The 12,927-nt window shown below is 53.0% G+C and carries 16 protein-coding genes; 8 read left to right on the top strand and 8 right to left on the bottom strand.

Annotated features, from left to right (window positions below):
* The first annotated feature begins 108 nt into the window (after positions 1-108).
* The 8 genes from AB4876_RS08025 to AB4876_RS07990 all read left to right on the top strand — a co-directional run bounded on the left by AB4876_RS08025 (position 109) and on the right by AB4876_RS07990 (position 7,966).
* Positions 109-927: a DUF4238 domain-containing protein gene (locus tag AB4876_RS08025; RefSeq protein ID WP_368381126.1), complete on the top strand. Its 819-nt coding sequence runs from the start codon at positions 109-111 to the stop codon at positions 925-927.
* Positions 928-1,401: 474 nt separating this feature from the next.
* Positions 1,402-2,073 carry a MotA/TolQ/ExbB proton channel family protein gene (locus tag AB4876_RS08020; RefSeq protein WP_368381121.1) on the top strand — a complete coding sequence of 224 codons (672 nt, stop codon included), beginning with the start codon at positions 1,402-1,404 and terminating at the stop codon, positions 2,071-2,073.
* Entirely contained in the window at positions 2,070-2,510 is a 441-nt protein-coding gene (locus tag AB4876_RS08015; RefSeq protein ID WP_368381120.1) for an ExbD/TolR family protein, read from the top strand. The genes AB4876_RS08020 and AB4876_RS08015 overlap by 4 nt, the downstream gene beginning before the upstream one ends.
* The gene (locus tag AB4876_RS08010; protein ID WP_368381119.1) at positions 2,503-2,931 is read left to right on the top strand and encodes an ExbD/TolR family protein; all 429 of its coding nucleotides are present in this window, start codon (positions 2,503-2,505) and stop codon (positions 2,929-2,931) included. Before AB4876_RS08015 ends, AB4876_RS08010 begins: the two co-directional genes overlap by 8 nt.
* The gene (locus AB4876_RS08005; protein ID WP_368381118.1) at positions 2,931-3,794 is read left to right on the top strand and encodes an energy transducer TonB; all 864 of its coding nucleotides are present in this window, start codon (positions 2,931-2,933) and stop codon (positions 3,792-3,794) included. Before AB4876_RS08010 ends, AB4876_RS08005 begins: the two co-directional genes overlap by 1 nt.
* A 2-nt stretch (positions 3,795-3,796) precedes the next feature.
* On the top strand, positions 3,797-6,124 hold the full coding sequence (locus tag AB4876_RS08000; protein ID WP_368381116.1) for a TonB-dependent receptor: 2,328 nt from the start codon (positions 3,797-3,799) through the stop codon (positions 6,122-6,124).
* Positions 6,125-6,188: 64 nt separating this feature from the next.
* The gene (locus AB4876_RS07995; protein ID WP_368381115.1) at positions 6,189-7,277 is read left to right on the top strand and encodes an alpha-hydroxy acid oxidase; all 1,089 of its coding nucleotides are present in this window, start codon (positions 6,189-6,191) and stop codon (positions 7,275-7,277) included.
* 8 nt (positions 7,278-7,285) lie between these two features.
* A complete protein-coding gene (locus AB4876_RS07990) occupies positions 7,286-7,966 on the top strand; it encodes a Fe2+-dependent dioxygenase (protein ID WP_368381114.1) in 681 nt (226 codons plus the stop codon).
* Between the two features lie 27 nt (positions 7,967-7,993).
* Here the strand turns inward: AB4876_RS07990 and AB4876_RS07985 are convergent, their stop codons facing one another.
* From AB4876_RS07985 to AB4876_RS07950, 8 genes are all read right to left on the bottom strand, one after another.
* Positions 7,994-8,449: a hypothetical protein gene (locus AB4876_RS07985; RefSeq protein WP_368381113.1), complete on the bottom strand. Its 456-nt coding sequence runs from the start codon at positions 8,447-8,449 to the stop codon at positions 7,994-7,996.
* Between the two features lie 53 nt (positions 8,450-8,502).
* Positions 8,503-8,799: a hypothetical protein gene (locus AB4876_RS07980; RefSeq protein ID WP_368381112.1), complete on the bottom strand. Its 297-nt coding sequence runs from the start codon at positions 8,797-8,799 to the stop codon at positions 8,503-8,505.
* Positions 8,796-9,809 carry a YHYH protein gene (locus AB4876_RS07975; protein WP_301028336.1) on the bottom strand — a complete coding sequence of 338 codons (1,014 nt, stop codon included), beginning with the start codon at positions 9,807-9,809 and terminating at the stop codon, positions 8,796-8,798. The genes AB4876_RS07980 and AB4876_RS07975 overlap by 4 nt, the downstream gene beginning before the upstream one ends.
* 89 nt (positions 9,810-9,898) lie before the next feature.
* Complete coding sequence (locus AB4876_RS07970) at positions 9,899-10,447, bottom strand: hypothetical protein (RefSeq protein ID WP_301028335.1); 549 nt, start codon at positions 10,445-10,447, stop codon at positions 9,899-9,901.
* Positions 10,448-10,531: 84 nt separating this feature from the next.
* On the bottom strand, positions 10,532-11,578 hold the full coding sequence (locus AB4876_RS07965; RefSeq protein WP_301028333.1) for a YHYH protein: 1,047 nt from the start codon (positions 11,576-11,578) through the stop codon (positions 10,532-10,534).
* Positions 11,579-11,650: 72 nt separating this feature from the next.
* On the bottom strand, positions 11,651-12,088 hold the full coding sequence (locus AB4876_RS07960; RefSeq protein WP_301028332.1) for a periplasmic heavy metal sensor: 438 nt from the start codon (positions 12,086-12,088) through the stop codon (positions 11,651-11,653).
* Complete coding sequence (locus AB4876_RS07955) at positions 12,081-12,371, bottom strand: hypothetical protein (RefSeq protein ID WP_301028331.1); 291 nt, start codon at positions 12,369-12,371, stop codon at positions 12,081-12,083. Before AB4876_RS07955 ends, AB4876_RS07960 begins: the two co-directional genes overlap by 8 nt.
* 14 nt (positions 12,372-12,385) lie before the next feature.
* The gene (locus AB4876_RS07950; RefSeq protein WP_301028330.1) at positions 12,386-12,925 is read right to left on the bottom strand and encodes a sigma-70 family RNA polymerase sigma factor; all 540 of its coding nucleotides are present in this window, start codon (positions 12,923-12,925) and stop codon (positions 12,386-12,388) included.
* Positions 12,926-12,927 lie beyond the last annotated feature (2 nt).

Genomic DNA, 12,927 nt, shown 5'->3' with positions numbered 1-12,927 from the left:
CGCTGCTGCGACTGAAGGCCTTCTTCACTGCTTGAATTTTGAACGATTGGGTAAATCTTGCTTTCATCATTTACTGCCTCTAACTGAAAATTAGAAGCGACAACTAGCCTGACACAGGGGGTACGTGAAATATGTTCTGAGCATCAGTACTATGCGCAGAAACGTGTAGACGGAACCATAGATCACGAGTCAATGGAGAACGCTTTTCACGAGATAGAAGATAAGGCGCCAAGAATTATTAAGAAAATCTTGTTCCCAGGCACAGGGAAAAAGGTGCTATTAACTGATGACGAGCGCGTTATTCTGAGCTTTTTCGCGGCTATTCAGCTCTTTAGGGTACCGAACTTCCGTGAAGGCATAGAGGAAATGTATCGCAAGGTCGTAGAGATAACCCTCGGTCACATTGTTGAAAAAGACAAAGAGGAAAAAACGCTCCCAAAAGAAATCGAAGAACTATATGAGCGTGGTGGGATTAAAATTAATATCGAACAATTTGTAAGCTTGGAGCCCATGATCAATATGGCAACTAAAGGCTCAGCTACACTATTGGCAAAGGAGTGGCATTTTGCAGTACCAGCGAAGGGTATGACTTTTGTCACGTCTGATAATCCAATCTATTTCCAAGCACCGGAGGAATATAGAGCGGAGGTCGGTCATTACCTTGGGCCTATGCATCCGCTTGCTGAGGTCACACTCCCACTTAGAAAGGATCTTCTTCTCATTTTATCCCCTTCAGCTAAACGAACGCCGAGCCAATACAGGCTGCTAGACTGCACATCAGTGCAGCTCGATAAAGCTGATACAAAAAACATTAATAAGCGAACAACACTTTCAGCAGCACGGTACGTCTACTCCTCTGAGCGGTCAGAAGCGTTAGCCAGAATGGTTGCCAAATTCAAAGGAACTTCACAGCGTGTGGTCGTGTAATCACCTAACAAAAAATACACCCAACCCGAAAACCGCTAGGCGCTTTTCGGTCGGTTGATTTAAAGAGTTGAGGCTGTAGAAAAACCTGCTGGCTTTCATCTAGCTCGGGATTTTTGACCGACCGCTTTTTACCAAACAGGGACGTCTGGTCGGATTGTCAGCCTATGAATTCCGCGTTGGCCGTGACTTAAACTTCTTACTCGATGGATTGGGCATTTGGCGCAGGGCCTAAATTCACATAGAGCAAGGTTGCCCCCCTAGAAACTTCATTCTAAGGGCATAACAGCGCCATTCCCATTCTAATTCTCATTCTCGTTTACCCGCCCAAAGTCGCTTAATCCTCAATTGCGATCAAATTCCCCACCAAAGCGCGATGGCATAAATATTCAGCAAGAAGATTGACAAGCAAGCCTATTTACATCTTAATGATAACCGTTCTCATTACGATTACTATTAAATACACTCGAGCCTACTATGTTGCAACTCCTTATCACCGGCGGTCCCGTTATTTGGCTGCTGTCACTCTTTTCACTCCTCGGCTTAACCGTGGCCAGCTATAAAGTGTGGCAGCTATTTGGCCAACTAAAACTCAATGACACCGCCGCACCACGGGCATTTAAACTGCTTGAAGAAGGCAGAAAGCCCGAGGCCTTAATGCTAATCAACGGTCATCAAAACCCCAGCGCTAAGGCGTTGAGCCGTTGCCTACAGTTGTTTAGCAATAAATACCTCAGCTTGCAGCAGACCCGCGATGAAGCTTACCGGGGTGCGCGTCTGCAAGCCGAGCAGCTCAGCAGCCATCTCCGCATTTTAGAGGTGATCGCCACCCTCGCCCCGCTGCTCGGCCTACTCGGTACGGTACTGGGCATGATCGAGGCCTTTCGCGCCATGGAAGCGGCAGGTGAGCACGTGAACCCCGCGATTCTCTCTGGCGGTATTTGGCAGGCGCTACTCACCACCGCCGCAGGTTTGATTGTGGCAATTCCGATATCGGTGTTGCACAGCTGGCTAGAACGCTGCACTGAACGCCAGATCCAGTCTATTCAAAATACTATCGAATACGCCTTTACTCTGAATAGCCAAACCAATAGTCAAGTTAAAGGCCCAGCTCACTCGGCAGCCAAAGAAGCGAGTGAACTGGCGTGAGCGCAGCACTCTCTTTAACAAGCGCGCCGTCGCTGGGCACGCCGCGACGTAAAAATGCCGTTAGCCTCACCGCCTTAATTGATGTGGTCTTTATTCTATTAATGTTTTTTATGCTGACCTCCACTTTTACCAAAGAGCAAAGCATCGAGCTAAAAAAATCGCAGGCAGTTTCAGCGTCAAGCAACGCGGCCGTACCGCAATTACTACTGGCCTACGAGGACGGCAGCTTCGCCTATTTCAATACCTCGTTGACCAAGCTCGGCAGCTTAGCGGAGCTCAATACCCTTGCCAGCCCTGAGCAAGCCGTAAACCTGTTACCCGCCCCTGAATTGCGGGTACAGGACATTGTTAGCCTGTTAGAGCAATTAAGGTCTGCCGGTTTTATGCACGTCAGCTTGGGCGAGCCGCTACCAGAGGCAAGCAAGCGCGATGAATAGAAACCTTTTGCCCGCGCCAAAGAAAACGAGCGGCGACGAAAATTTAATCCCTTTGATTAATATTGTTTTTTTACTGCTGATTTTTTTCATGGTCGCGGGGCAATTTAAAACCGCGCAAAGCGGCGCGGTGCAGCTGCCCAGTAGCAGCCAGAGCAAGGTCGAGAATAGCCAAGCCATCAAAATCATTATTAACCAGCAAGGCGAAATATTTCTTCATCAAACAGCGGCTGCATCGCAGGCGATCAGCCCACAAGCACTGGGCGAGTTTTTTAGCCAGCTGCCAAGCGCAGAGCCAACACAGGTTTCGCTGTATGCAGACCAAAACCTGAGCGCGGCGCAATTACACCTCGCGCTAGGCGCGATGGCTAACTACCCGCAGCTCAGCATTAACTTGCACACCCGCAACGGTGGCCAAGACTAATGCGCCAGCTCCCATGGATCATTGCCTTTGTATTTGCAGTTGGCGTACACGCCTCGCTGCTTTACCTCGCCGAGCAGTCACCGCGCCCAACACCGCTTATTGGCGCCGACGCCGAGGGCAGAGACGGATTAGAGATTGGCCTCGGCATGAGTGGTTCTTATGCCGACGTCGCCAAACACATCGCGCAGAGTAAGGTCGTGCCCGAGCCTAGCCCAGCGCCCAAGCCTAAACATCAGCCCGCGCCTAAATTAAAGCCCAAGCCCGCACCAGCTAAACCGCCGACCAAGCCGCAAGTAAAACCCGCAGAAAAAGCTGCGCAATTGCCGGAAAAAATCGCGACAAGTATCAGTGCGCCCACGGCGCAAGTAACAGCCGAGGCAACAGTACACGGCTATCAAAGCGCCGTCGACGCTTCAGCGAGCCGCCAAGCCAAGGCAGAAACAGCTAAGCCTGAGGCTACTGTTCACCAAAACACGAGTCCCGACACCTCAACAAAAGCCATGGTTCGCGCCAGCGGCTCGGGCAAGCAGCGCAGCGCCGGCGGCAAGCAAGGAGACAGCAGCCACTATTTTAGCCGAGTAATGGCGCAGCTCAGTCACTACAAAACCTACCCGCCTGAGCTTAAAAAGCGCAAAACCCAAGGGGTGGTGACACTGAAATTCGGCATCCGCCGCAGCGGTGAAATTTTTGCCGCATCAATTAAAACCAGTTCTGGCCATGGCGCCCTCGACGACGCGGCGCTGCAAATGCTCGCCGACGCCTCACCGCTGCCGCCACTACCTGCAAGTATAAAAAAAGAAGAGATCCATCTCGTAATACCTATTGAGTACTCCCTAATCACCAATGACTTCCACGAGGATTAAACATGACACGGAAAACCACACTAAAACCGGCTAAGCTGACGACGACGCGCTTCAAGCCCAGAGCCAGCGCCCTAGCGCTAGGTATTCCCACACTGCTGATGGGCAGCGCCAGCTTCGCGCAAAGTGAAGATGCCTTTGTGCTCGATACGCTAAAAATTGAGGAGCGCACCCTCGACACCAACCCCTACACCGAAGCGGGCGCCCCCTACAAAGCAAAAGTTTCTGGTGACAGCCGCCATGTAAAAGATTTGGCCGACACCCCACAAACGATCAACGTACTGACCCAAACCCAGATTCAGGAATCGGGTAAATCAGATTTGCGTGATGTATTAGCTGCTCAGCCTGGTATTACCCTTGGCACCGGTGAGAACGGCAATGCCTTTGGTGACCGCTATATTATTCGCGGCCATGAAGCCCGCAGCGATGTCTTTGTCGATGGCCTTCGCGACCCCGGCATGACCACTCGCGAAAGCTTTGCCACCGAGCAAGTCGAGATCACCAAGGGACCAAGCTCTACTTTTGCTGGCCGCGGCTCTACCGGCGGTGCGGTAAATAGTATTACCAAGCAGGCGAGTACCGAATACGACTTTAATAAAGTTAGCGGCGGTATTGGCACTGATAATTACCAGCGCCTGAGCCTCGACAGCAATAACTCCGTCAGCGACGATATCGCGCTGCGTGTCAATTTACTCTATTCCTTTAAAGACGTACCCGACCGCGAGCCTGCGGATAAAAGCCGGCGCGGCTTTGCCGTCTCCGGCCTGTTTAAGGCCACAGAAAAGCTGCAATTACTCGGCGATGTCTACTACCTCAATGCTGAAGACAGCCCAGATTTAGGCACCTACATCGTGTCCGGTGGCGGCAAACCGGTTGACGATTTTCCAGTCTATTTACAAGATCAGGATTTTCTAAAATCCACTGTCAGCGTCGCGACCCTGCGCGCCAAATACGACATTAGCGATAGCAGCCGTATTGAAAACGCCCTGCGCTACGGCACCACCGACAATGGGTACGTGACCACCGGCGCGCGGGGCACCAATCGCGACGCCACCGACCCCGACGCTCCCGGCGCGGCAACCGCGTCATTAAGCACCCACCAAGGCTGGCAAGAAGTAGAATACCTTGTTAACCAGTTTAATTTCTTTAAAGACATGGAGATTGCTGGCAAGAAAAACCAGCTGGTCTTTGGTGTTGAGCTGTCTAAACACAATGTCGTAAACGGCGTATACAACGTCAGTAATAACGGCACCAGCAATTGTATTGTGAGCGGTCGCGGCGGCGCAGGTCCCGGCTATTGCACCACCGATGCCAATGGCAATACCCCCAGCAACATCAATACCATAATGGGTCGCAGCATTACTAAGGGCGCGCAAGACTCAGACTACAATATTGAAACTATCTCGCTGTCGTTGATGGACACCATTGAGCTGAGTGAAGACTGGTCTTTGTTCACCGGCATTCGCTTGGATGATTTCGACTACGACAATACCGTTGATAGCCGCGGTACCATTTTAAACTACAAGTATTCCGACAGTCTGTGGAATGGCCATATTGGCGCGGTATACCAAATTAATGACGACGCCAATGTCTACCTAACTTACAGCACCTCGGCCAATATTAACGGCGGTGAATCTGATGTCGGCGGTAACTGTGGTTATGGTGGATTGTGTGGCGACCCAGAACAGGCCGCTAACAGCGAACCGGAAATGACCGCCAATATTGAGCTGGGCACCAAATGGAATATTCTCAATGACAAGCTCTTGGCCACCGCAGCAATTTTCCAAATCACCAAAAGTGATGTTATGGAAAGCGTCGGCGACGACTATGCCACCCTCGGCACCTTGAACACCGGTAAAAACCGCGTACAAGGCATTGAGTTTTCCTTGGTTGGCAATATCAGCAGCAAACTCAGCACTCAGTTCGGCGCCAGCTTTATGGAATCGGAAATTCTCGAATCTTATAATACCGACTCCGAAGGCAAGGTGCTGAGTAACTTCGCCGACGACAGCGTGTTTCTGCAATTGCGCTACCAAGCCAGCCCCAAATTTTCTTTTGGCGGCACCCTGACTTACTCTAGCGAACTGTACGCTGGTCAGCCCGACTCTGCTGCTGGGTTTAGCAGTACAACGGGCGAGTACTCTTACGAAGTGCCGAGCTATACCGTGTTCGACGCCTTTGCCAGCTACCAGTTTAGCGAGCAGCTTAAAGCGCGGGTTAACATTGGCAATGTCACCGATGAAGACTACTACCTTGCGGCCTACCGCAGTGGTGCCTTCACCTATATTGGCGAAGCCCGCAACGCCCACCTCAGCGTGGACTACGAGTTCTAAGCTCGCCCTGCGCTGTGCTCATAGAGTATGAGCACAGCGCGCTTATCCATTACGGAATACAGTGATGAAATACACCCCGCCCTTGCAAAATATCCCCGCAGATATTGTCTGCCTTGATGACTACCAGCGTTACGCTAAAGAATTTCTCACCCACGATATTTACGAATACATTGCCGCAGGCGTTGCCGACGAGCACACCCTTCATCGCAATCGCAGCGCCTTTGCCAATATTGAATTAAAGCCGCGCTTGCTGCGCGACTTCAGCAGCGCGTCAACCCAAACCACCTTGCTCGGCCACAATTTGGCCCACCCCTTTTTACTGGCGCCACTGGGCTATCAACAGCTCTGCCACGCCAGTGGCGAACTCGCCACCGCAATAGCGGCAGATGCCATGGACACCGCCATGGTGGTGAGCACACTGGCCACCGCCAGCCTCGAAGACATTGCCGCGCAAACCGATGCGCCGAAATGGTTCCAACTGTATTTTCAGCCCCAGCGCGCCGACACATCGATTCTAATTGCGCGGGCTGAAGCCGCAGGCTATTCGGCGATCGTCGTCACCGTCGATGCGCCACTGAGCGGCCTGCGCAATCGCCCCCAGCGCGCAGGCTTCCAAATACCACCAGAAATTGAAGCGGTGAATATTTCGCCAGCACAAAAGTTAGCAGGACAAAATGCCATTCTCCAGCAACTCATGGCGCTGGCGCCCCAGTGGCAAGACCTCGCGTGGCTAAAGCAACAGACCCAACTCCCCATCATTATTAAAGGCGTAATCAACCCCGACGACGCCGTGCAGCTTGCCGACATGGGTATGGACGGCATTATTGTGTCTAATCACGGCGGTCGCTGCCTAGACGGCCTACCCGCCAGCATCGACGCTCTGCCTGCCATTCGCGATGCGCTGGGCAGTGATTTCCCGATTTTATTAGACAGCGGTATTCGCCGCGGCAGCGACATCATTAAATCCATTGCGCTGGGCGCCAACGCGGTACTCATTGGCCGCCCCCAAGCGTTTTCCTTGGCGGTTGCTGGTGCGCTTGGCGTTGCCCATATGTTACGTTTACTCAAAGAGGAATTGGAAATCACCATGGCCCTCTGTGGTTGCCCGCACATTGACGACATAAATCGCGACTGTCTTTTTACCTCCGGCTAAGGACCACTATGCTCACGGTTATTAATCAATTTCTGAGCGCGAGCGAGTTAGCGCATTTTCGCCAAACCCTCGACGGCGCCAACTGGCAAGACGGCGCCCGCAGCGCTGGCCAACTTGCCGCGCCACTCAAAACCAATTTGCAGTTAGATGACAGCAGTGCAGCAGCCCGCAGTTTGGCAACAAACCTCAGCGCCAAACTAAGCCAGCACCCGCTGTTCATCAGCGCCGCGCTGCCTGACAAAATTTATCCTCCCAAATTTAATTGCTACCAAAATGACGGCCACTACGGTCAGCATATCGACAGCGCGATTATGCGCTGCGCCGACGGTAGCAGTCTGCGCAGCGATCTGTCTGCGACCTTATTCCTGTCCCAAGCCCAAGACTACGAGGGCGGCGAACTCTGCGTTGAGATCGGCGGCTGCCTGCAAGAAATTAAACTCGACGCTGGGGATATGATCCTCTACCCCGCCAACTGCCTGCACGAAGTTAAACCAGTGCCAAAGGGCCAACGCCTTGCCGCGTTTTTTTGGGTGCAAAGTCTGATCCGCAGCCATCAGCAACGCCAGCAACTGTTTGAGCTGGATCAAAGCATTCAGGCTTTAACAATAAAACTGGGCAGTGACGACGAAGAGGTGCGGCGCCTATCGGCGCTCTACCACAACTTACTTAGGGAGTGGGCCTACGCTTAACGCAGGCAAAATGACTAGAAACGGCTCTTAGGCTTTAGCGCTGAAAATACTTGAGGCCGATCCCAATAATTCTTGAATCGAATTTTCTAAACCAGATTTATCGCTAGCCGACGCGTTTTCAGAATAGTATTCATCTAATAATGTGTAGAGCTCTTTCAGAGCATCGTCACTGAGATTAATACCGCCACTTTGACTCTGCGGCCCGCTAGGCGGCGGCCCCTGAGGTCTTGCTAGGTCGCCAAGCGCTTTGGCATCGAAGCCCGCTGCGTCCATTGCGTCAGCGAGGGATTTGCCGGGCTGAATTCCCGTCTCCTGAAAAATCGACACAATCGATTTTGCATCAGTCTCGGTAATATTTTCCGCATCAAACTGACTCAGCGTGTCGTTAATAAGCTGGGTTTGATCCTCAGTTAATGAGGCGGCTGATTGCATACGCGGCGGCGGTGGCATAGACATGCCGCTTGCCGCAATTGAGTTGACCATTTCATCTACTCCACTGATAAACACACAGTTGAACTGCTAAAAAATTTGGCTTTTTATCTGGCTAAGGGTGTCGGATCCGACTTAGTCGTCTTACTTGCCGGCACGTCTGCCCGCACGATAGGCTGATTCCGAACACACATTAGACTGTCGCTAAAAACCTGACAGCTGCCCCGATACAAATCGCCATGGCCATCGCTAAATTCGCAGGATGAATTCTGCTGTTTCGCCTCACAAGCCGCCCATGGCGCCTCGTTGTGATTCTCATGTGCATAAGCGGGGCTGACAATAAGCAAATACCCCACTGTCGCGGCAAGCCCTAGGCGGCGCTTTCTGTAATTACGTGAGTTCATCGTGCAGTCTCACCAGTAAAGCAACCTATAAAGGCATTCTCGCCAGCGCTCGCAGTGTGGTAGTGGTAGCCGCGCGTCTCATCGCTATGACCGCGGCAGCTATCAAGGTCGGTAGATTCATTGCCAGCACTGTCAGCCATCGCGTAAATAGCGTAGCCGTCTAAGGCGTAGCCAAAAGCGCCGCCGTGGCCGTCAGTTTCAAAATCGATTGCCGGGCAGTCACCGTCGCCGTGGTTGGCACCGTGATAGTGATAGCCGGCATGGGGGTTGATATGGCCAACGCACTCATCGAAAGCGGCAATCGTATAAGCCCCTAAAATCGCATCTGTCGGTGCGGCCGCATCGAGTTTCACCCCGTTAAAGGCGGCGCCGACACCACCTCGGTCAATAGCGCCGGGCGCGTCTCGAGGCTGTGGCGTTGCGGGAATTAAATAGGTCACCGCAATACCCTTTAAAGGTTCATCGCTGTAATAAGAAATATCACACTGTACGCAGTAATTGTTGTAATTTGCGGGCACATTGGGCTGCGCTGCGGCCTCGCAGGCCGCCTGGGTATTCGTTATATAAACGTCGCCGGTTTGCGCATTAAACAACTGCCAATTGTCGTCGTTATAAAAATTGGCGAGGTCAGCGACAAAGGCGCCGGTGAGATCATAAAGCACCCCATCCTCAAACCAGGTACCGGCGTCATTGGCGCCTGTGCTCGTTGTTTCTGGGCAGAAAGGCCCCAAGCTGCTTCTATCTGCGGGAAAGCCATTCAAGGTGATTTCGTAGCAGCTGCTGGCACTGCCATCGGAGAGCGTACAGCTCACGGTTTCAATTGAGACTACGGCGTCTTCCATAAATCGGGAGGTGTCCACCGCGTGATTATCGGCTTCGCTAATCGCGGTCGTCGCATCATTGCCGCTACCGCTACTGCCACCACCACAGGCAACAAGCAGAGTGCTAAGCGTCGCGCCGACAAACAAGCGCGGATTGAGAAAATCTTTAGTGTGGTAACGACGTGTCATTCGGCGGTTTCCTGAAGTGATTAGCCTTCGTGAGCAGTTCTCTTAGGTTTAAACGTCGCAGTCGCCAAATTCCGTCGAAAAAATACCAATTATTTTTTAGCGGCGAAGAATTCGCTGTCTTTGCCTGAAAAATTATTTTGAACATTAAGAATGTAGCGCTTGCTCCGGTCGCCATCAATAAGCCGTACAAAATTGTTCTGGCGAGGATTGTCCGCCATATAGGCCAAACTAAATTCAAGCTGCTCTACTGCGGCGGGCATGCCCTTTATTTCAAACTGCAGTGTTGAGACGTGCTCGTCTAAGCGCAAACGTCCTTGCCCAAGGCTCAGGGGAAGCGCATTGACCACTTGATCAGCCTTGCTGCGCCCGCTGACGGAAACCGCAAAGCCTTTTTTGACATAGGCGACAACGGCCTCTTTGTAGGCTGTGCTACCGGCTAGCATATTGCGCTGGGCCTCGGGAAGGGAAGCCCGCATGGCTTGGTCTAAGGCAGGTAGCGGTGTCATGAGCTCGAATAGCCAGCGACCGGCGTCGCTACGCCGAATATGGACAGTGGCCAAGTGCTGGTCGTGGGCCTGAATTAGGCCGCTAAGGCTAGCAATAAGGAGCAAAATTAAAATACGGAAATAATGTTTCATGGGGCCTGTTTAAAAAAGAAAGCCGCTCCAAAATAGAAGCAAGCGGCTTTCAAAGTGGTCAAGAGACCTAGGTGAATCGTTTCATTACTGGATGGAAAAATCTCGTTGCACAAAGCTTCCCCGTAAGCAGGTCGGTACATTAGGGGCGCCGCCAGCTAAAGCATGATAGTGATAAATGCCTTCGGAAAACTCTGTAGTCGCATGACTATGCCCATTGCATTCGTCGACGACTGCCAGCTCGTTCGGCGGTGTGTCTACGTTATCAACCGCGTCGTAGGCGCCGTAGATGGGGAAGCCGTCTTTAGCTAAACCGGCAAACGACGACGGCTGGTCATAGGCAATAATGGCATTGCTGCAGCTTATTTCATTGTCTTGCTGATACCGGTATTGGTCTGCGCTAAGTACCGTATTCATCGACTGGGGAACAAAGTGCCAATGATAGTAGCCCGCCGGATCGACATGGCCACCGCAATGGTCCAGAGCGGGAATACTGCCGCTGCCGGAGCCATTGACGCCCGCTTCCGCCACCGTCACCCCCGGCGGATGTCCTTTGTAGGGAACCCCCGTCACACCGAAGCCGATACTTTCTATCGTAGATATCTGGTAGGGCGCACTTCTTACTTGCGGTGTTACTGGCACGAGGTAGGTGACTTCTAGGCCGGTGTCCATGGGCATTTCCAAACAGGCACTGCTACCTGGGCCGCCACCCACCGTATTCACGTTGCCATTGTCATCAACGATGTCGTAACCGTCGGCGTCCATATTCTGCACAGCGTCAACGAGGGATTGAAAACCCGGGTTACTGGGGCCGTCGTATATGCCGAGGCCAGCATCCTTTCGTGCTACCTCGATATTCTCCGGACAGAAGGGGCCAATGGTGTTATTACCTTCACTGCTACCCGCGCCATTGGCAGCAAAGCGCAGTTGATAACATGTGGTCGTGGCGCCGTTTTCTAGCGTACAGCTAACTTGGCTTTCGCTAATTAAATCCGAACTAAAAAGTGCGCTGTTATAGCCACTCGCGCCGACAATACTGCTACTGTCGTCGCTACTGGTGGCGGTGGCGCCTCCGCCACCGCCACCGCCCCCGCAGGCCACAAGCAGACTTGGGGTCAGTATTGCTACAGGCAAAAGGTGCCTTTTTATCTTCATAGCTTGAATCTCTGAATGTTAAGCACGCTAAACAATTGTTTCAGGTAAATACTATCTGGGTGGCCGCGGCCCGGGAGGCTTGCCCGGCCGATGCCCCACAAACGGTTCGAGCTGGCGGCGCTCCTCGCTAGTCAATGTCGCCGCGACCTCGACGATACGTTGATGGGCTAATTCCGCGCCAGCGGATTCCGCATGGCGAAGTGCGGCAAGGGCGCCAGCGAGTTGTTCGGCGTTAAAGGGTTCAGCGGCGAAGGCCCGCCCCACCGCTTGACGCTGCTGGTGAATCGCGTCCATCGACTGACGAAAACCGGGCTGCCGATGAGGTGCAATTTTCTCAAAAAGTATGCGCGCCTCGGGTGGCGGTGGCGGGCCACCACCGTGCATGGGTGGTGGCGGCGCCAACCAACCGGTTAACAGTGCTGACAAACAGAACACGTTGACGATTAAGGATGCGCCAAGCGCGATACCCCAATTTCGTTCCTTATTCATTAGCCCACTCCTGCGTGGTGTTTAACATAGCCAAAGTCCAAACGCTGTCCTCAGCAACGCTATGGGAAACGGACTGAGTCCACCAAAGCTGACTGACGACACCAAACATCAAACTGGCTGCCAGCGCCGGTCCGGCGATTCGCCAGCCGCCGATCGCCGCTAGCAGCTCCGCCCAGGGCGATGGCCTGCTCGCGTTTTGCACAATTCGCTGCCGTAGCGCGGCACTCGCCGGCGCTACGCGGTAAGCGTTTAGTAAGTTATCGAGTTCTGTATCTGTACTCATAAGGTCGATTCCAATTAGACGCGCTCGCTATTAAGAGATTGACGTAGGCTGCGGCGGGCGCGGCCAAGCAAGGACTCCACCGACTCGACGCTGGCGTCCATCGCCAATGCCGTTTCGATATTACCCAGCCCGTGGTAGTGGTTGAGAATAATGGCTGCTCGCTGTCGCTCCGGCAGTTGTTGCAGTGCCGCGTTTACCCGCGCGGCCTGCGCAGCAGATTGCAGCTGGCTATCTGGCGTGGCTTGGGTATCCGCAATGGTGTCATCCAAAGGCTCGCTGGGTCGCTGCTTGCGCCAGCGATCTCGAATAAGATTCATCGCAAGCTGAAACAACCATGTACGATATTGCGCCTGCCCCGGTTTCCAGCGCCGCGCCTGCTGCCAAGCTTTGGCAAAGGTATCTTGGGCAATATCTTCGGCGTCAGCGCGCGTCCCGATCATGCGCTCGGCAAAGCCGAGCACAGCATCGAGATGCCGGTTCACCAAAACCTCGAAGGCGGCGTGCTCGCCTTTGCCAGCTCGGCTTACGAGTAGGTCATCCTCACAGTTTGTCACGA

Source organism: Zhongshania guokunii, from assembly GCF_040892635.1.
Classification (GTDB): Bacteria; Pseudomonadota; Gammaproteobacteria; order Pseudomonadales; family Spongiibacteraceae; genus Spongiibacter; species Spongiibacter guokunii.
This window is presented reverse-complemented; position numbering and strand designations above follow the sequence as displayed.

Excerpts from the sequence above, each read along its gene's own strand:
- AB4876_RS07990 (WP_368381114.1), top strand. The coding sequence starts at position 7,286 with ATGCTCACGGTTATTAATCAATTTCTGAGCGCGAGCGAGTTAGCGCAT.
- AB4876_RS07975 (WP_301028336.1), bottom strand. The coding sequence starts at position 9,809 with ATGACACGTCGTTACCACACTAAAGATTTTCTCAATCCGCGCTTGTTT.
- AB4876_RS07980 (WP_368381112.1), bottom strand. The coding sequence starts at position 8,799 with ATGAACTCACGTAATTACAGAAAGCGCCGCCTAGGGCTTGCCGCGACA.
- AB4876_RS08010 (WP_368381119.1), top strand. The coding sequence starts at position 2,503 with ATGAATAGAAACCTTTTGCCCGCGCCAAAGAAAACGAGCGGCGACGAA.
- AB4876_RS07960 (WP_301028332.1), bottom strand. The coding sequence starts at position 12,088 with ATGAATAAGGAACGAAATTGGGGTATCGCGCTTGGCGCATCCTTAATC.
- AB4876_RS08020 (WP_368381121.1), top strand. The coding sequence starts at position 1,402 with ATGTTGCAACTCCTTATCACCGGCGGTCCCGTTATTTGGCTGCTGTCA.
- AB4876_RS08005 (WP_368381118.1), top strand. The coding sequence starts at position 2,931 with ATGCGCCAGCTCCCATGGATCATTGCCTTTGTATTTGCAGTTGGCGTA.
- AB4876_RS07995 (WP_368381115.1), top strand. The coding sequence starts at position 6,189 with ATGAAATACACCCCGCCCTTGCAAAATATCCCCGCAGATATTGTCTGC.
- AB4876_RS08000 (WP_368381116.1), top strand. The coding sequence starts at position 3,797 with ATGACACGGAAAACCACACTAAAACCGGCTAAGCTGACGACGACGCGC.
- AB4876_RS07985 (WP_368381113.1), bottom strand. The coding sequence starts at position 8,449 with ATGGTCAACTCAATTGCGGCAAGCGGCATGTCTATGCCACCGCCGCCG.
- AB4876_RS07955 (WP_301028331.1), bottom strand. The coding sequence starts at position 12,371 with ATGAGTACAGATACAGAACTCGATAACTTACTAAACGCTTACCGCGTA.
- AB4876_RS07970 (WP_301028335.1), bottom strand. The coding sequence starts at position 10,447 with ATGAAACATTATTTCCGTATTTTAATTTTGCTCCTTATTGCTAGCCTT.